Source organism: Defluviitalea phaphyphila, assembly GCF_001466305.1.
GTDB lineage: Bacteria > Bacillota > Clostridia > Lachnospirales > Defluviitaleaceae > Defluviitalea_A > Defluviitalea_A phaphyphila.
The window spans coordinates 12,937-31,102 of record NZ_JWID01000009.1; the positions used below are offsets into that span (position 1 = coordinate 12,937).

Annotated in this window: 18 protein-coding genes and 1 other annotated feature; of the genes, 13 read left to right on the forward strand and 5 right to left on the reverse strand. The window is 28.5% G+C overall.

The window, feature by feature from the left end; translation table 11 throughout:
- The first annotated feature begins 229 nt into the window (after nt 1–229).
- The 4 genes from fusA to OM90_RS07320 all read left to right on the forward strand — a co-directional run bounded on the left by fusA (nt 230) and on the right by OM90_RS07320 (nt 6,328).
- Nucleotides 230–2,305 (forward strand): elongation factor G, encoded by a 2,076-nt coding sequence (gene fusA / locus OM90_RS07305; protein ID WP_058486241.1) that lies wholly within the window; start codon nt 230–232, stop codon nt 2,303–2,305.
- A 93-nt stretch (nt 2,306–2,398) separates the two neighbouring features.
- Nucleotides 2,399–2,615: a binding site (T-box leader), on the forward strand.
- A gap of 45 nt (nt 2,616–2,660) precedes the next feature.
- Nucleotides 2,661–5,066: a leucine--tRNA ligase gene (gene leuS, locus OM90_RS07310; protein ID WP_058486242.1), complete on the forward strand. Its 2,406-nt coding sequence runs from the start codon at nt 2,661–2,663 to the stop codon at nt 5,064–5,066.
- Between the two features lie 127 nt (nt 5,067–5,193).
- Nucleotides 5,194–6,033, forward strand: coding sequence for a hypothetical protein (locus OM90_RS07315; protein WP_058486243.1), 840 nt, complete (start codon nt 5,194–5,196; stop codon nt 6,031–6,033).
- 85 nt (nt 6,034–6,118) lie between these two features.
- Nucleotides 6,119–6,328, forward strand: a complete 210-nt coding sequence (locus tag OM90_RS07320; protein WP_058486244.1) for a hypothetical protein — start codon at nt 6,119–6,121, stop codon at nt 6,326–6,328.
- Nucleotides 6,329–6,372: 44 nt separating this feature from the next.
- Here the strand turns inward: OM90_RS07320 and OM90_RS07325 are convergent, their stop codons facing one another.
- Together OM90_RS07325 and OM90_RS07330 are read right to left on the reverse strand one after the other, a co-directional pair.
- A complete protein-coding gene (locus OM90_RS07325; protein WP_058486245.1) occupies nt 6,373–6,639 on the reverse strand; it encodes a hypothetical protein in 267 nt (88 codons plus the stop codon).
- Entirely contained in the window at nt 6,632–7,321 is a 690-nt protein-coding gene (locus tag OM90_RS07330) for a hypothetical protein (RefSeq protein ID WP_058486246.1), read from the reverse strand. Before OM90_RS07330 ends, OM90_RS07325 begins: the two co-directional genes overlap by 8 nt.
- Nucleotides 7,322–7,499: 178 nt before the next feature.
- On the opposite strand from OM90_RS07330, the gene OM90_RS07335 reads away from it, so the two are divergent.
- Nucleotides 7,500–7,997, forward strand: a complete 498-nt coding sequence (locus OM90_RS07335; protein ID WP_058486247.1) for a hypothetical protein — start codon at nt 7,500–7,502, stop codon at nt 7,995–7,997.
- Nucleotides 7,998–8,029: 32 nt separating this feature from the next.
- Here OM90_RS07335 and OM90_RS07340 read toward each other — a convergent pair whose 3' ends face one another.
- Entirely contained in the window at nt 8,030–8,245 is a 216-nt protein-coding gene (locus OM90_RS07340) for a hypothetical protein (RefSeq protein ID WP_058486248.1), read from the reverse strand.
- A gap of 489 nt (nt 8,246–8,734) precedes the next feature.
- Here OM90_RS07340 and OM90_RS07345 point away from each other — a divergent pair, with 489 nt between their 5' ends.
- Entirely contained in the window at nt 8,735–9,700 is a 966-nt protein-coding gene (locus OM90_RS07345; protein WP_058486318.1) for a S8 family peptidase, read from the forward strand.
- Nucleotides 9,684–10,025, forward strand: a complete 342-nt coding sequence (locus OM90_RS07350) for a hypothetical protein (RefSeq protein ID WP_058486249.1) — start codon at nt 9,684–9,686, stop codon at nt 10,023–10,025. Before OM90_RS07345 ends, OM90_RS07350 begins: the two co-directional genes overlap by 17 nt.
- Nucleotides 10,026–10,066: 41 nt before the next feature.
- On the opposite strand, the gene OM90_RS12760 is transcribed toward OM90_RS07350, so the two are convergent.
- Together OM90_RS12760 and OM90_RS07355 are read right to left on the reverse strand one after the other, a co-directional pair.
- Entirely contained in the window at nt 10,067–10,228 is a 162-nt protein-coding gene (locus OM90_RS12760; RefSeq protein WP_160323643.1) for a hypothetical protein, read from the reverse strand.
- Nucleotides 10,229–10,353: 125 nt separating this feature from the next.
- Nucleotides 10,354–10,578, reverse strand: coding sequence for a hypothetical protein (locus tag OM90_RS07355; protein ID WP_058486250.1), 225 nt, complete (start codon nt 10,576–10,578; stop codon nt 10,354–10,356).
- A 397-nt stretch (nt 10,579–10,975) separates the two neighbouring features.
- On the opposite strand from OM90_RS07355, the gene OM90_RS07360 reads away from it, so the two are divergent.
- The 6 genes from OM90_RS07360 to OM90_RS12765 form a co-directional block, all read left to right on the forward strand.
- On the forward strand, nt 10,976–11,749 hold the full coding sequence (locus tag OM90_RS07360; RefSeq protein ID WP_058486251.1) for a metallophosphoesterase: 774 nt from the start codon (nt 10,976–10,978) through the stop codon (nt 11,747–11,749).
- A gap of 315 nt (nt 11,750–12,064) precedes the next feature.
- Nucleotides 12,065–13,465, forward strand: a complete 1,401-nt coding sequence (locus OM90_RS07365) for a beta/alpha barrel domain-containing protein (protein WP_058486252.1) — start codon at nt 12,065–12,067, stop codon at nt 13,463–13,465.
- Nucleotides 13,466–15,754 carry a hydratase gene (locus OM90_RS07370; RefSeq protein ID WP_058486253.1) on the forward strand — a complete coding sequence of 763 codons (2,289 nt, stop codon included), beginning with the start codon at nt 13,466–13,468 and terminating at the stop codon, nt 15,752–15,754.
- A gap of 15 nt (nt 15,755–15,769) precedes the next feature.
- A complete protein-coding gene (locus tag OM90_RS07375) occupies nt 15,770–16,930 on the forward strand; it encodes an isocitrate/isopropylmalate family dehydrogenase (RefSeq protein WP_058486254.1) in 1,161 nt (386 codons plus the stop codon).
- Nucleotides 16,931–17,003: 73 nt separating this feature from the next.
- Nucleotides 17,004–17,681 carry a GntR family transcriptional regulator gene (locus OM90_RS07380; RefSeq protein WP_058486255.1) on the forward strand — a complete coding sequence of 226 codons (678 nt, stop codon included), beginning with the start codon at nt 17,004–17,006 and terminating at the stop codon, nt 17,679–17,681.
- 187 nt (nt 17,682–17,868) lie between these two features.
- Nucleotides 17,869–18,166: hypothetical protein (locus tag OM90_RS12765; protein WP_160323644.1), on the forward strand; the 298-nt coding region annotated here is incomplete at its 3' end.

An 18,166-nucleotide genomic window follows, 5' to 3' on the forward strand; every position in this document is an offset into this window, starting at 1 on the left:
AACATTTTACACTTATAAATTATACCTGTCAATTATATATTAATTTAATTAAATTATTACTGGCAGTAAATATATGGGGAATTTAACAAAGAACATAATATAAAAATAAAATATTTTAAATAAAAAATAAAAAAAGAGAAGGAAAATTTTTTATTATGTAGAATATATTTAATATACAGAAAATGAATTTTATTTTTAAAATTTTAAAATAAATTTGGGGGGGACTGCAATGAAAAATTATAATATGAATCAAATTCGTAATACTATCCTTTTAGGACATGGGGGTTGTGGTAAGACAACTATTTCGGAAGCTATGCTATATGTTGCAGGACAAATAAAAAGACAAGGGAAAGTAGAAGAAGGAAATACAGTAAGTGATTATGATAGTGAAGAAATAAGAAGAAAAGTTTCTATTAACACTTCTATTATTCCTATAGAATGGAAAGGATATAAAATAAATATTTTAGATACTCCAGGATATTTTGACTTTGTTGGAGAAGTAAAACAGGCTCTTAGGGCAGCAGATTCAGCTATTATTGTTGTTTCAGCAAAATCAGGAGTAGAAGTAGGAACAGAAAAAGCATGGGAATATACAGAAAAAGAAAAACTTCCTAAAATGATTTTTGTAAATGGAATGGATGATGAAAATGCAAATTTAACTAAAATATTAGAACAGTTAAAAGAGAAATTTGGGAAAAGTATTGCGCCTTTTCAAGTACCTATTAAAGAAGGCGGTAAATTTGTAGGATTCGTTAATGTTGTTAAGATGGAAGGTAGAAGATTTGTTGACGGAAGTGTTAAATCTTGTCCTGTTCCAGAGGGGATGGAAGATGAAATAAATCCTGTTAGGGATATGATTTTAGAAGCAGTAGCAGAAACTAGTGAAGAGCTTATGGAAAAGTATTTTAATGAAGAAGAATTTACTCAAGAAGAAATAAAAGAAGCACTACATACAGGAGTATTAGATGGAAGTATTGTCCCAGTTTTATGTGGTACTGCTTTAAACCATACAGGAATAGAAGTATTACTGAATTCTATAATAAATTATATGCCTTCTTACAGTGAAAGTAAGGGTTCTTTAGAAGGAGAAAATCCTAAGACAAAAGAAATAGAAGAAAGAAAATGTGATGAAAAAGAAGCCGCTTCTATGTTTGTATTTAAAACCATAGTAGATCCTTATATTGGACGTCTTTCTATATTTAAAGTATGTTCAGGAATAATAAAAGCAGATAATATTCTTTATAACGGTAAAAAGGATTTAGAGGAAAAGATTTCTCATTTATATGTTCTTAAAGGGAAAGAACAAATAGAAGTGTCAGAACTTAGAGCAGGAGATATAGGTGCTGTTGCTAAATTACGTAATACTATGACTGGAGATACCTTATCAGATATTAGTAAACCTATTATATATCCTGAAATAGAATTTCCTCAATCTTTAATGAATATGGCAGTATTTCCTAAAGGAAAAGGTGATGAAGAAAAAATGTCTTCTGGGCTTCAAAAACTTATGGAAGAAGACCCTACTTTGCATGTGTTCTTAAATAAAGAAACCCATGAAGAAATTATATATGGTATAGGGGAACAGCACTTAGATGTTATTATTAACAAATTAAAATCTAAATTTAAGATAGAAGTAGAATTACTTCCTCCTACTATTCCTTATAGAGAAACTATTAAAGGAAAGGTTAAAGTACAAGGTAAACATAAAAAACAATCAGGAGGACATGGTCAATATGGAGATGTATGGATGGAATTTGAGCCTTCAGGAGATTTAGAGGTACCCTTTGTTTTTGAAGAAAAAATATTTGGGGGAGCAGTTCCAAAACAATATTTCCCAGCTATTGAAAAAGGACTTCAAGAATGTGTAAAACATGGGGTATTAGCAGGATATCCAGTAGTTGGATTAAAAGCAACTTTAGTTGATGGGTCTTATCATCCCGTAGATTCATCAGAAATGGCATTTAAAATAGCAACAGCTATAGCTTTTAAAGAAGGACTTTTAAAAGCTAAACCAGTAATTCTTGAGCCAATTGTAAAGGTAGTAGTAACTGTGCCTGATGAATATATGGGAGAAATAATAGGGGATATAAATAAAAGAAGAGGAAAAATTTTAGGTATGAATCCTAAGGGGAAATATCAAGAAGTAGAAGCAGAAGTACCTATGTCAGAGATGTTTAGATATGCAACAGATTTACGTTCTATGACTCAAGACAGGGGAAGTTTTATCATGGAATTTGCTAGATATGAAGAAGCTCCACATGATGTACAGCAAAAGGTGATAGAAGAAAGGAAAAAAGGAGCATAATTAATTATTAATACATTAAAAGATAAAATAAAAATTGGTATAACCTTGAATTTTAAAATGCCCTGTGATATAATTTCATCAAAAAATATATGGATAAAGACAGTGAAAAGGACTAGTAGATATTTCTAAGATTTCAGAGAGCTGTTGGGTGGTGCGAAACAGTATCAAGAAATATTGAACTCCCCTTGGAGTTTCTCACTGAAATTTAAGTAGGTGAAGACGGTATTCCCCGTTAAAGGAAATAAAGTGTATTCTCTTGTAGAGAGAATAAACTAGAGTGGTACCGCGAAATAAGCCTTTCGTCTCTAAATAAAGACGAAGGGTTTTTTAAATTTAATTTAGGAGGAAGAGCGTTATGCGTTATGACCACAAAAAAATAGAAGAAAAATGGCGCAAAATATGGAAAGAAAATCCTATTAATCAAGATGGAGAAGGAAAAAAGAAATATTATTGTTTAGATATGTTCCCATATCCTTCAGGAAATGGACTACATGTAGGCCATTGGAGAGGATATGTATTAAGTGATGTATGGAGTAGATACAAAGTATTACAAAATTATTATGTACTTCACCCTATGGGATGGGATGCTTTTGGATTGCCTGCAGAAAATGATGCTATTAAAAAAGGAATTCATCCAAAAGTAGGAACTGCAAGAAATATTGCCAATTTTAAAAGACAATTGCGTGAAATTAGTGCAATATATGATTGGGATAGAGAAATTAATACAACTGACCCAGAGTATTATAAATGGACTCAATGGATTTTTGTTAAGATGTTTGAAAAAGGTCTAGCTTATGAAAAGGAGATGCCTATTAATTGGTGTCCTAGCTGTAAGACAGGTTTAGCTAATGAAGAAGTAGTAGGAGGAACTTGTGAACGTTGTGGTTCAGTAGTTACAAAGAAAAACCTTAGACAATGGATGTTAAAGATTACAGCCTATGCAGAAAGACTTCTTAACGATTTAAAAGATTTAGATTGGCCTGAGAAAGTTAAGAAAATGCAAACAGATTGGATTGGAAAAAGTTATGGAGCAGAAATTGATTTTAAAGTAGATGGTTTAGATAAAAAAATAAAAGTTTTCACAACAAGACCAGATACTTTATATGGGGCAACATTTATGGTTTTAGCTCCAGAACATGAAATGGTATCTGAAATTACTACAGATGAACAAAGACAAGCTGTTGAAGAATATGTATTTAAAGCTTCAACTAAATCTGCTGTAGACCGTATGGCAGATAAAGAAAAAACAGGAGTATTTACAGGTAGTTATGCTATTAATCCGTTAAATGGGAAAAAGATACCTATTTGGATTTCAGATTATGTATTAGCTGATTATGGGACAGGAGCTATTATGTGTGTTCCAGCTCATGATGAAAGAGATTTTGCTTTTGCTCGTAAATTTAACCTCCCAATTATACAGGTAATAAAAAAAGAGGGAGAAGAAGAAAAAGAATTAACAGAAGCTTATACAGAAGATGGAATAATGATTAATTCAGGAATTTTTGATGGAATTTCTTCTAAAGAAGCAAAAGAAGTTATTGCAAATTACCTTCAAGAACAAGGCATAGGGGAAAAGACTGTTAACTATAAATTACGAGATTGGGTATTTTCAAGACAAAGATATTGGGGTGAACCTATTCCAATTATACATTGCCCAAAATGTGGAGCAGTTGCAGTACCAGAAGAAGAATTGCCAGTTACCCTACCAGAAGTAGAATCCTATGAACCAACAGGTACTGGGGAATCTCCTTTAGCTGCTATTGAAGAATGGGTTAATACTACTTGCCCAAAATGTGGTGGCAAAGCTAAAAGAGAAACAAATACAATGCCTCAGTGGGCAGGGTCTTCTTGGTATTTCCTTAGATATGCAGATCCTCACAATGATAAAGAATTAATAAGTAAAGAAAAAATGAAAGAATGGCTTCCAGTGGATATTTATGTTGGTGGAATAGAGCATGCAGTATTACATCTTCTTTATGCTAGATTTTATACTAAATTCTTATATGATATAGGAGTAGTAGATTTTGAAGAACCATTCAAACGTTTGTTTAATCAAGGAATGATTACAAAAGATGGAGCTAAAATGAGTAAATCTAAAGGAAATGTAGTATCTCCTGATGAGTTAGTAGAAAAATATGGTGCAGATTCTCTTCGTATGTATGAATTGTTTGTTGGTCCTCCAGAATTAGATTCTGAATGGGATGATAGGGGAATAGATGGAGTATACCGTTTTATAAATAAAGTTTGGAAACTTATTATAGATAATAAGGATTCTAATGTAAAAGCTACTAAAGAAATGGAAAGAACAAGACATAAATTAATTTATGAAATTACCACTAGAATGAATGAATTCCATCTTAATACAGTAGTTAGTGGATTTATGGAATATACAAACAAATTAATAGACATTGCAAAAAAATCTAATGGCTTAGATAAAGAAACTATAGAAACTATGATTATTCTTTTAGCACCATTTACTCCTCATTTATCTGAAGAACTTTGGGAATTAACAGGACATAATGAATCAGTATTTAAACAATCATGGCCTGTTTATGATGAAGAAAAAATGAAAGAAGATTCTATAGAAATAGCAGTTCAAGTTAATGGAAAATTAAAAGGGACAATAGAAATAGGAATCGATGAAGCAAAAGAATCTGTATTAGAAAAAGCAAAAGCTTTAGTAGAAGGGAAATTAGATGGTAAGAATATTATAAAAGAAATTTATGTTCCAGGTAAAATTGTTAATTTAGTTGTAAAATAAATAAAATAAAAATGCTGATTTATTTCCTTTTGAAATAAATCAGCATTTTTTATTTTACATATTTTTAATTATATTGCCTACAATAATAAAAACTAAACTAATTAAGGAGGCAATACTAAAGTTAAAAATGAATTTAAAAAAATTAAATTGTTTTCTCATTATATTTTCTATAATTATTATTCCATTACTTTATTTTATTAATGATAATATTGAACTTATACAAGCAAAATTAATAAATAATGAAATAAATTATATATTAAGACAATCTTCTAAAGCAATTTATGATTTAAATATTCCTCTAAAAAATTATATGATTAGTCACATGAAAATTTATAAAGCTAGAGGAATAAAGAACAATGTAGAAGACGTAGAGTATTATATGAAAAAACTTAATATAAAAGGAACGATACAAGAAACACCTACAGAATTTAAAATAAGTAATAAAAATGTAGAGTTAATATTATCTAAAAATGACGGATTAATACAATATAAGAATTATGATAGTAAAAAAGAAGATAATAAAATAACTAAAGAAAAAGCCATAGAAAATGCAATTAATTTTATTAAAACCTTAAATCTTAATTGTAATTATCAAAAAATTTTAGTAGAGGATATATTCTATAAAAACATATATCAAATTAGATTTGTTAATACATTAGAAGGTATTTTAAATTATAGCTATTATACAAAAGTAGATATAAGTTATGGAGGGGAAATTTTGAATATTGAACATTATAAATTAATATATGAACCCATTAAATCAATTGAAATAAAATCTATAAAAAAAGCCTATAATGAATTAAAACAGATACCGTTAGAAGAAAATATTCAGATAGATATAAAAAAGATAGATTTAGTATATGTATTAAATTCTAAAAATGAAAATACAATAGAACCAGCTTATCGTTTTTTTGGAGAAACTAATAAAGGAAATAGTTTTGAATATTTTATTTCAGCATTAAAATAATAATAAATTTTTAACTTAATATATTGACACACTCCTATTTATGAATAATAATGATATTGTTCTTAATATTAATAGGAGGAGAATAGTGGTGTCAAAAAAAGAAACAGAATTTGAACGTTATGAAAGAATGAAAAAACTTCAGAAAGAAGCAGAATTCCAAAAAAGAAAAGAGATGGAATTAAATTTAGGAAAGAAAAAAAAGAAGGGAAGAATGAAAATATCCAATAGTAGAACTAGAAAAAAAGATTGGACTAGAGAATACGAAGCAGGATACTATGATGAAGACGACTATTAAATATAAATATGAATAAATAAAGGCTATAGGTTTTCCTATAGCTTTTATTTATTCATCATTTCCATTAATTTTACCATGGCTTCAAATTGTTTTCTTTTATTTGGTGGAAGGCATTCTTTCATAGCCTGTAAAATAGCAGCACTTTGTTCTTTAGTAAGTTTTTTTCCAGATTGTTTTTTTTGATTTGATAATTTAATTAATTCTTCCATTATTTCTTGATTTGATTTTCCTTTAAGATTATTTATCACTTCTTGAGTTTCTTTTATCATTTCCGGATCTAAATTTTTTAAAACATCTTTATTCTTATCCATTATAATCCTCCTTAGACATAATTTTATTTTCTTCCATAATCATATTAAGCATATTAAAAATTTGTTTTTGATTATCATTAAGCATAGGAGTAAAAGCTTTAATCAATTCTTCTTTTTGATTAGGGCTTTGATTGACCTCTTCAGTATTTTTTAATTTATTAAATTTTAATTCATTTATTTTTTTCATAAGTTCACCTATATCCATGATTTTAATTAACATATCTACAACATATTGTTTTTCCTTATTGCAATGAAGCTTAATAGAATTTAGCATATCCAATTTCCAATTAGGATTAGATTTAATACTAGTAGATGATAAAGGATTTTCATTAATCTTATAAATATCAAAGACTCTTTTTAATTCTAAAGATTTAACTAATATTCCAAGCATTCTTTGATGTGAAAAACTTAGATATGGAATAGCAGCTTTAATAACTTTTAATTGTTGATTATGAATAGATTCATCAAACAAGATAGTTGGAGTTGTATCAGGAGTTTTAAAATTAGGTTGAATATTTTTATCATTAAAATCAACTTTATCTTTATTTTCATCTTTATTATCATTATTAGAAAAAATAGTGGAAAATAAATTAAATAGTTCGAGCATTTTAGAAAAATCTAGAGAATTTTCTTCTTTATAGTTATCAGAAATTTCTGGAGGATCTGAAGTTTCTTTAAACATAAATTTGCCTCCTTTGTTAAAAGTATAAAATATAGAATATTTATAATAAACTTATGTGCAATATGAAAGAAAAATTACAATTTTTTAACAGAAAGAATCTTATAATATAAATAGAACATATTTTTAAAAGGTATCATACATTAATATAAGAAAATTTTATATTTTAAGGAGGAGAAAAATGGAAGTTAATCCATTAGTAAATAATATGGAAAATTTACTAGGAATAAATATAGATTTAAATGAAGATATAAAAGAAATGATTAATACTATTAAAGATATATTTAAAAAAAAATACATTGACAAGATTACAAATTTTATCGAAAATGGGAAAAACCAAATAAAAGAGAATCCTTCAAAAGAAATTTCTCTACTTCAAGCGATAAAGCCGTTTATAGATACTAATAATCATTCACAAATTGATAATATTATAGAAGCTATGAACATGATGAGAACAGTTCAAAGTTTTAATGAAAAAATAAAAAACATACAAATTCAAAAAAACGAGGAACAAAAAAATGATTATTTAAATGAAAAAAATAAAGAAGTCTTAATAAAAGAAGATGGAATATATGAAATAGACGAAGCTTGTATGCGAGAAAAACAGCAGTCATTTTTCTTAGGAAATGAAAAAGGAATAATATTTATAATACTTATTTTATTATTAACAAATAAATAAAAAATGCAAAAAGCAGAGGAATCCTCTGCTTTTTAATATGATCCACATCCATTGTTATTAAATAAGAGTAAGAAGATTAAAAGGAAAAAGAAAAGTCCATTTTCCCCAAATCCTCCATAACCAGTGGCGGTAGCTTCATCATTGGCACATCCTCCAAAATGACCTCCATCATTAAATAAGAGAAGGAAGAATAAAAGGAAGAAAATAGTGTAATTGTTGTTGTAGCTGCAGGATTGAGATTCTGCCATTAAAAAACCTCCTTTAAATTTTGTTTCTTGTTTATATTTTATGCAGCAGTTAAAGATAAATGACATAATAATGAAAAAAGAAGCAAATTAGGACAAACTATATTTTTAAATATTTAAAAAATATAAATTAAATAAAAATATTTTAATACATTATTTAGTAGAGTAATACATTTATTATAGAAGTGTAAAGAAGGGAGTGGAAATATGAATTATGCATTTTTAATGCTTTTTTTAAGTGCTATAAAACAGATGAATAGACATAACAGATTAACTAAAACAAAGTCTTTTACTAAAGAAACTGTTCAAGTTATTATTGAATGTAGTATGGATGATGAAAAAGAAAACAAAATACGAAAAATAGGGAAAGTTAAATATAGACTTCCTATGATTGATTCATATGTAGTAGAAATACCAAAAACAAATCTTAATCTATTAAAAGAGTTAAAAGGAGTTAGAAAGGTTCACAATGATTCTCATATTACAGCACAAATGGATATTGCAAGAAAGGTTATTAAAACTGATTTTGCACAAGAAAGAGGCTATACAGGTAGAGGAATAGGGGTTGCAGTTTTAGATTCAGGTATATATCCCCATGATGATTTTATCTATCCTAAAAATAGACTTATTGCTTTTAAAGATTTTGTAAATGGATATTCACTTCCATATGATGATAACGGACATGGTACTCATGTGGCAGGAATAATAGGAAGTAATGGATTAAAGTCTAATGGACAATATAAAGGAATAGCTCCTGAATGTAATTTAATAGGAATTAAAATATTAAATGAAAAAGGAAGTGGGAGCACATCTAATGTTTTAGCGGGAATTCAATGGATGATAGATAATAAAGAAAAATACAATATAAAAGTAGCAAATTTATCTATAGGAAGTCCTGATAATCAAGGAGAAGATGACCCTATGGTAAGAGCAGTAAATGCAGCTTGGGATGCAGGGATTATTATGCTTGTAGCAGCAGGGAATGATGGTCCTAAAAATAAAAGTATAACATCTCCAGGAATTAGTAGGAAGGTAATTACAGTAGGAGCCTCAGACGATCAAAAAACAGTAGATATTCATGGAGATATTATATCAAATTATTCAGGAAGGGGACCTACTAAGGCTTGTATAAAAAAACCAGATGTTGTAGCTCCAGGGTCTAATATTATGTCTTGTGCTTCTGATACTAAATATATTCCAAAAAATGGACAATTGCCAATGAAACAATTAAAAGAGTTTTATGTAAAAAAAAGTGGTACATCAATGTCAACTCCCATGGTTGCAGGCGCATTAACTCTTTTAATTGAAAAAAATCCATATATGACACCTAATGATGTAAAACTTTATCTTAAAGATTGCACTAATGATTTAAATTTTCCGCAAGAGCAACAAGGATGGGGACTAATTGATATTCAAAAATTATTAGAAAGGAGGATGAATGATGGAAAAAGATACTAGTATCAATGAAATTACTGATATAATAACTGACAAAAATTATATAAGAAATGATATAGTAGAAATAACTAATATAATAAAAAATATTTTAAATGATAAATATATATTAAAAATTAATGAATTAATTTCTCAACATAAAGCAAAAACTATTAATAATCCAACAAAAGAAATTATGTTAATGCAGGCAGTAAAGCCTTTTATGAATAAAAAAGCTCAAATTAATATAGATAAAATGATAGAATTAATGAATATAATGGGAACTGCAAAAAGTATTCAAAAAGATTTACAACAAGTTATAGTACAGAAAAACTATGAACAACAAAAATAATAATGAACAGAGAATGTGTACATTCTCTGTTCATTATTATTTTAATAAGAATATCCAAATCCACCAAATAAAATTAAGAATATTAATAAGAAGAAGAAAAGTGAATTGTCAAACTTAGAACCATGCCCTTCATTAAACATTAATAAAAAGAAAAATAAAAATATAATACTATATCCACCATAAATTCCTTTTGTGTTTGACATTATAGCACCTCCTTTCAGCCTATGAATTAAAATATATAAAAAGAATTTTCTTCTGTATGTTATATTTTATGAAAAAAAAAATTAAATGTTACATAAATAAAAAGCCCATAGGGCTTTTTAAATAGCTATTTATAATCAGTTAATATAAAAAATATAAGTAAAACTAAAATAAAATCTTCTATACTAAAACCTTTATTAGTATTTGATATATTTTGAGTTTTAGTTTCTATAGAAGTTTCATTAGAGGTTAAATTAGAAGTAGAAGTTAAATTATACGAGTTTTTATGTTGACCTCTAAAGGGTTCAGGAATATCTTGAAGCCCATAATTACTTTGATTTAAATAATTCATAGGATACCTCCTTCTTATTGACAATATCTTCTTATCTATAAATGTATGTATAAAACTTTACTTTATGACAAAATAATAAGTTGAAAATTATGTATACTAAATATGTATATATCCACAAAAAAAATATGTATACAATATATTTGTGGAATATGTGGAAAAATGAAATAAGTATTGAAAAATAGCAAATATAGGTGTGGATAAGTTTGTGGACAATGTGGATAACATAAAAGTTATCCACTATTTATTAAAAACTTATGTTAAATAGTGGGGAAAAATTTGAATTATTATATATTTTCTATATAGAAAGTATATATTAAAACATATATAATATTTTTTATATTCAAAGCAAAAGATAAATATAAAATTCTAAATAATGATATGAAATGGAGAGAAACTTATGAAGCCTAAAGAACATATAAATGAAAAAGGGCCTTTTGATATTATAGGAGACATTCATGGATGTTATGATGAATTAATTTCTTTACTGAAAAAATTAGATTATGTTGAAAAAAATAATTTATATATTCATAAAGAAGGAAGAAAATTAATTTTTTTAGGAGATTTAAGCGATAGAGGCCCTAAAAATTTAAAGACTATAAATCTTATTATGAACTTAGTTGAAAAAAATCTTGCATTATATGTACATGGTAATCACTGTAATAAATTTTATAGATATCTATTAGGAAGAAATGTTCAAATATCTAATGGACTTGAAAATACCATAGAAGAATATGAAAATCTTTCAAAAACAGAGAAAGATATTTTTAGGAATAAATATATTAATTTTTATGAAAGTCAATCAGATTATTGGATTTTAGATAAGGGAAATTTAATAGTAGTTCATGCAGGTATTAAAGAATCTTTAATTGGAAGGTATGATAAAAGAGTTGAAAAATTTTGTTTATATGGAGATATAACAGGAGAAAAAGATGAAAAAGGATATCCTATTAGAAAAGATTGGGCAAAAAATTACACAGGAAAAGCTATGATTGTCTATGGACATACTCCTGTATTAGAAGCAAAATGGATAAATAATACTATAGACATAGATTTAGGCTGTGTTTTTGGAGGGAAACTCGCTTGTCTTAGATATCCAGAAAAAGAGATTATAACAGTTAACTCTAATCAGCCAAAGAATGAAGAAAAGTTAAAAATAATGGAAGAAAAATAATGCATTTTTAAATGCATTATTTTTTATTTTGAAGGAATATAATGTAATAAATTCATTTAACAAAAAAATATTTTAAATTTTTAATTAAGACAAAATAAGATATATAGATATAAAGTAGTAAACTTCATATATTATAAGCTTAAAACAGACAACTTATAAAATAATACGATATGCTTCTTTAGTCTATAAAATAAATTATGCAATAAAAAATATTATAAATACAATTTTAAGAATATTCTATTGACAATGTAAGTATAATTGTATACAATTATACACAGAGTGTATTAGATTAAAATAAAGAGAAGGAGGAGCTGTATGTTGGAATTTAATGAAAAAACAAATTTATTAGAAAGAACGGAGTTTACTTATCCATTGCAAGATGTTAAAGAACCCAATTTGCATAGAAATTTATTTAATTATGAGGAAATTCCTAAGATAGCTTTTAATCATCGTATTGTGCCAATTCATATGCCAAAAGAAATTTGGATTACGGATACTACTTTTAGAGACGGACAACAGTCAAGACAGCCTTATACTACTGAGCAGATAGTGCATATTTATGAATTATTACATAAGCTTTCAGGACCTAAAGGAATTATTAGACAAAGTGAATTCTTCTTATATAGTAAAAAAGATAGAGATGCTGTTTATAAATGTCTAGAAAAAGGCTATAAATATCCAGAAGTAACTAGTTGGATACGAGCTTCTAAAAAAGATTTTGAATTAGTAAAAGAAATAGGATTAAAAGAAACTGGAATTTTAGTTAGTTGCTCTGATTATCATATTTTTTATAAAATGCATATGACAAGAAAACAAGCTATTGAGCATTATTTATCAGTAGTTCGTGAGTGTATTGAAACAGGAGTAAGACCAAGATGTCATTTAGAAGACATTACAAGGGCAGATTTTTATGGCTTTGTTGTTCCATTTGTTATTGAGCTTATGAAATTAAGTGAAGAAACAGGAGTGCCTGTTAAAATTCGTGCTTGTGATACCATGGGATATGGTGTTAGTTTTCCAGGAGTTACTCTTCCAAGAAGTGTTCCAGGAATTATATATGGACTTAATCATCATGCGAGGGTTCCTTCTGAACTTATTGAATGGCATGGACATAATGATTTTTATCGTGCAGTAAATAATGCTTCAACAGCTTGGCTTTATGGAGCTTCTGCTGTTAACTGTTCTTTACTAGGTATAGGTGAGAGAACTGGAAATTGTCCTTTAGAAGCTATGGTTATAGAATATGCTCAATTTAGAGGGACAACAGATGGAATGGATACTACAGTAATAACAGAAATAGCTGAATATTTTGAAAAAGAAATAGGATATGAAATTCCTCCAATGACTCCATTCGTAGGTAAAAATTTTAATGTAACAAGAGCGGGAATTCATGCCGATGGACTATTGAAAAATGAAGAGATTTATAATATATTTGATACGGAGAAACTTTTAAATAGACCTTGCCGTGTATCCATATCTAATACTTCAGGTCTTGCCGGAGTAGCTCATTGGATTAATAGTTACTTTAATTTAACAGGAGATAAAGCTTTAGATAAACGAGATGAAGTTGTTGTTAAAGTTAAAGAATGGGTTGATAAGCAGTACGAGGAAGGAAGAGTAACAGTTATAACTGATGAAGAACTTGAAAAAGTTACTTTATCTATAATGAAAGAATTAAAAAAAGATGGTGAAGAAAATAAAGAGGAGCTGGTATAATTGATCAATTTATACAAAGGTGGAGTTTATTTAATTAATGGACGAGAAATCATTGAAGATAGTAACGAAGCTAAGGATATAATTAAATTTAAAACAGGTAAAGAAATAGAAAAAAAAGAAGCAGCAAAAAATACCATAGCTTATTCAATACTTAAAGAACATAATACATCTGATAACATGGAAAAACTTAAATTAAAATTTGATAGAATGGCTTCCCATGATATTACTTATGTGGGAATTATACAAACAGCTATGGCAAGTGGTCTTAAAGAGTTTCCCATACCATATGTATTAACAAATTGTCATAATTCACTTTGTGCTGTTGGTGGAACAATTAATGAAGATGACCATATGTACGGCTTATCAGCTGCTAAGAGATTTGGTGGTATATACGTACCAGCTCATCAAGGGGTTATTCATTCCTATATGCGTGAAATGATGAGTGGATGCGGTAAAATGATTATAGGCTCAGATAGTCATACTCGTTATGGGGCTTTAGGAACTATGGCTATAGGAGAAGGTGGACCTGAACTTGTTAAACAGCTTTTAAATAGAACTTATGATATTGATGCACCACAAATAGTAGGAGTATATCTTACAGGAACTCCTAATAAAGGAGTAGGGCCTCAGGATGTTGCATTGGCGATTATTGGGGCAGTATTTGAGAATGGATATGTTAAAAATAAAGTTATGGAATTTGTTGGAGATGGAATTAAAAATCTTAGTGTCGATTTTAGATGTGGTATAGATGTTATGACTACTGAAACAACTTGTCTATCTTCTATATGGGTTACAGACGACAAGGTAAAAGAATATTATGAAATACATGGAAGAGTAGAAGAATACAAAGAACTTGCTCCTAAGGATGTAGCTTATTATGATGGTATGGTTTATGTTGATTTATCAAAGATTAAACCTATGATAGCTATGCCTTTCCATCCAAGTAATGTTTATACTATTGAAGATTTAAATAATAATTTATTAGATATAATAGATAAAGTAGAAAAAACAGCAAAAGAACAGTTAAATAATCCTAAAATCAAGTTTACTTTAAGAGATAAAATTAAAGATGGGAAATTACGTGTAGACCAAGGGGTTATTGCTGGTTGTGCAGGAGGAACCTTTGAAAATATTTGTGATGCAGCAGATATTTTAGAGGGGGCTTCTATTGGAGCTGATTCCTTTTCACTTAGTGTATATCCAGGAAGTCAACCAATAAACTTGTGTCTTATGGAAAATGGAGTCACAGCTAGGCTTGCAACAGCAGGTGCTGTTATAAGAAGTGCTTTTTGTGGACCATGTTTTGGAGCAGGAGATGTTCCAGCTAATAATGGATTAAGTATAAGACACACAACAAGAAACTTCCCTAACCGTGAAGGTTCAAAACCAGGAGAAGGACAAATAGCATCTGTAGCACTTATGGATGCTCGTTCAATAGCAGCAACTGCAGCTAATAAAGGAATACTTACTCCAGCTACAGATTTAGATGTTAACTTTACAAAACCTAAATATTACTTTAAGAAAGAAGTTTATGAAAATAGGGTTTATAATGGATTTGGAAAACCTGATAAGAGTGTAGAAATTAAATATGGACCTAATATAGCACCATGGCCTGAAATGTCACCATTAACAGATAATATAGTGCTTAAAGTGGCATCTGTTATAACAGATCCTGTTACAACAACAGATGAATTAATTCCTTCTGGAGAAACTTCTTCCTATCGTTCTAATCCATTAAAACTTGCAGAATTTACACTTTCAAGAAAGGACCCAGCATATGTTGGAGAAGCTAAGGAAGTACAGGCTGTTGAAAAAGCAAGATTAAATGGTGAAGATCCACTTACAGTTAATGATAATTATAAAAAAGTATTTGAAACAATTAAAAAAGTATATGATATAGATGCTAAAAAAACCGGAGTAGGAAGTCTTGTATATGCTATTAAACCTGGTGATGGGTCAGCTCGTGAGCAAGCAGCAAGTTGTCAAAAAGTGCTTGGTGGATGGGCTAATATAGCTAAAGAATATGCTACAAAAAGATATCGTTCTAATCTTATTAATTGGGGTATGCTTCCATTTATATTTAAAGAAGAGCTACCTTTTGAAAAAGGAGATTATATATTCATACCTAATATAAGAACTGCTATAGCTGATAAAGCTACTAAAATTAAAGCATATGTTGTTAAAGATGAATTAAAAGAATTTACTCTTGAAATGTCTGATTTGACAGATGATGAAAGAGAAATTATACTTTCCGGGTGTTTAATTAATTATTATAGAAGTCAAAACTAAAGGGGGATTATATTAATGAATTCACAAATTGAAGCTGCAAAAGAAAAATTTGGGAAACTCATTGAAGAACAAATGGCGAGAGTAGAAATGATGAAGTCCCAAGGAGATTTTATTGATTATTCAAAGTTAGATGAAATAGTTATTGGAGTTGTTGGAGGAGATGGTATAGGTCCTGCCATTACAAAACAAGCTCAAAGAATTTTAGAATTTCTTTTAAAAGATGAAGTAGAAAAGGGTAAAATAAAGTTTAAGGTAATAGATGGTCTAACTATTGAAAATAGAGCAAAAGCAAATAAAGCTATTCCTGATGATGTTTTAGAAGAATTAAAAAAATGTCATGTTATATTAAAAGGACCTACAACTACTCCAAGAGCAGGAGACCCATGGCCTAATATTGAAAGTGCTAATGTGGCTATGAGAAAAGAATTAGACCTTTTTGCAAATGTACGTCCTGTTAGAGTTCCAGAAAAGGGAATAGATTGGACTTTCTTTAGAGAAAATACAGAAGGAGCTTATGTTCTTGGGTCCAAAGGATTACATTTAAATGATGATATTGCTTTTGATTTTAAAGTAATTACAACTCAAGGAACAGAAAGAATTGCAAGAGCAGCTTTTGAATATGCAAAAGCTAATGGTAAAAAAAGAGTTACTGTGGTAACAAAAGCTAATGTTGTTAAGACAACAGACGGTAAATTCTTAAATATATGTAAAGAAGTTGCCAAAGATTATCCAGAAATAGAAATGGATGATTGGTATATTGATATTATGACAGCTAAATTAGTGGACGAAAAAAGAAGAACTCAATTCCAAGTTTTTGTTCTTCCTAATCTTTATGGGGATATATTAACTGATGAAGCGGCAGAATTCCAAGGTGGCGTTGGAACAGCAGGTAGTGCTAATATTGGTAAAAAATATGCTATGTTTGAAGCAATTCACGGTTCTGCTCCTAGAATGGTAGAAGAAGGAAGAGCTAAATATGCTGACCCAAGTAGCATTATTCGTGCAGCTTCTATGCTTCTTTCCCATATAGGATATAAAGAAGAGGCTGAGAAATTAGATAAGGCTATGGATATTTGTACTCGTACTGAGAAAAAATTAGTTATGACAGGAAGAGATACTGGAGCAACTAACGAAGAATTTGCTAATTATATTATGGATACAATTAAATCATTATAATTACCTCCTTTTTAAAGGTTAAATAATTATTTAAATGTATAGATGTATAATAGAAAGATAGAGGAGGACAAAAGTGAGATATGATCTTAGTAAAGAAGTGAATGATAAATATTCACTTCGAGGTCGAGTATTTCACAAAATAAGAGAAGATATATTAGAGGGGAAATATGAACCTGGAAAACCTATAAGGGAAACAGCAATTTCTCAAGACTTAGGAGTTAGTCGTACTCCTGTAAGAGAAGCGTTAAAACAATTAGAATTAGAAGGATTGGTAACTTCTATTCCAAATAAAGGAACAGTGGTTACGGGAATTACAGAACAAGATATAATAGATATTTATGCTATTCGCTCTTTAATAGAAGGTTTAGCAGCAAGATGGGCAGCTATTAAGATAACGGACAAGCAATTAAAAGAATTAGAAGAAATAATAGAACTTACGGAATTTTATACCCAGAAACATAATATGGAACATCTCCATGAATTAGATACTAGATTTCATGAAGTTATTTATGAAGCTTCTAATAGTAAGCCCCTAAGACATATATTATCAGATTTTCATCATTATGTTCAAAAAGCAAGAATGGAATCAATAGCAACTCCAGGACGAGCTCAAAAATCTACTCAAGAACATAAGGCTATATTAGAAGCTATAAAGAATAGAGACCCTGATAAAGCAGAAAAACTTACCAATCTTCATGTAAAAAATGTTGCAAAAAACGTAATGAAATATCATAAAAAAGCTGACTATTAGTTATGTAGTCAGCTTTTTGTCATTTAATTAATATAAATTATAAGTGTATAAAATTTTTATTTTAAACTATAAATAATAATTTAATAAAACTAAAATCCATAAAATATTTAAATATTTGTAACAAAATTGTGACAATCATAGTTAATACTATTAGTGTAATAAATAATTAGTTAGAAAGGAGATAAAAATGAACAGAAAAAGTTTATTAACTGTGGTTGTTGCTGGAGGATTAGTTTTTGCATCTAATACTAGTATTTTTGCTCAAAACTCTAATGATTTTACAAAAGTAAGTAGACCTTATGCAAAAGCTATGATGGGATATAATAAAGGAATGAATTTAGAAAATTATTTATCTACACTAATAGAAGAAGGAATAATTACAGAGGAACAAGCGGACGAATGGATAGCATATCATGAAGCTAAAATGGAAGAAATGCAAGAAGAAAGAGAAAGTATAAAGGATATGACAGAAGAAGAAAGAAAAG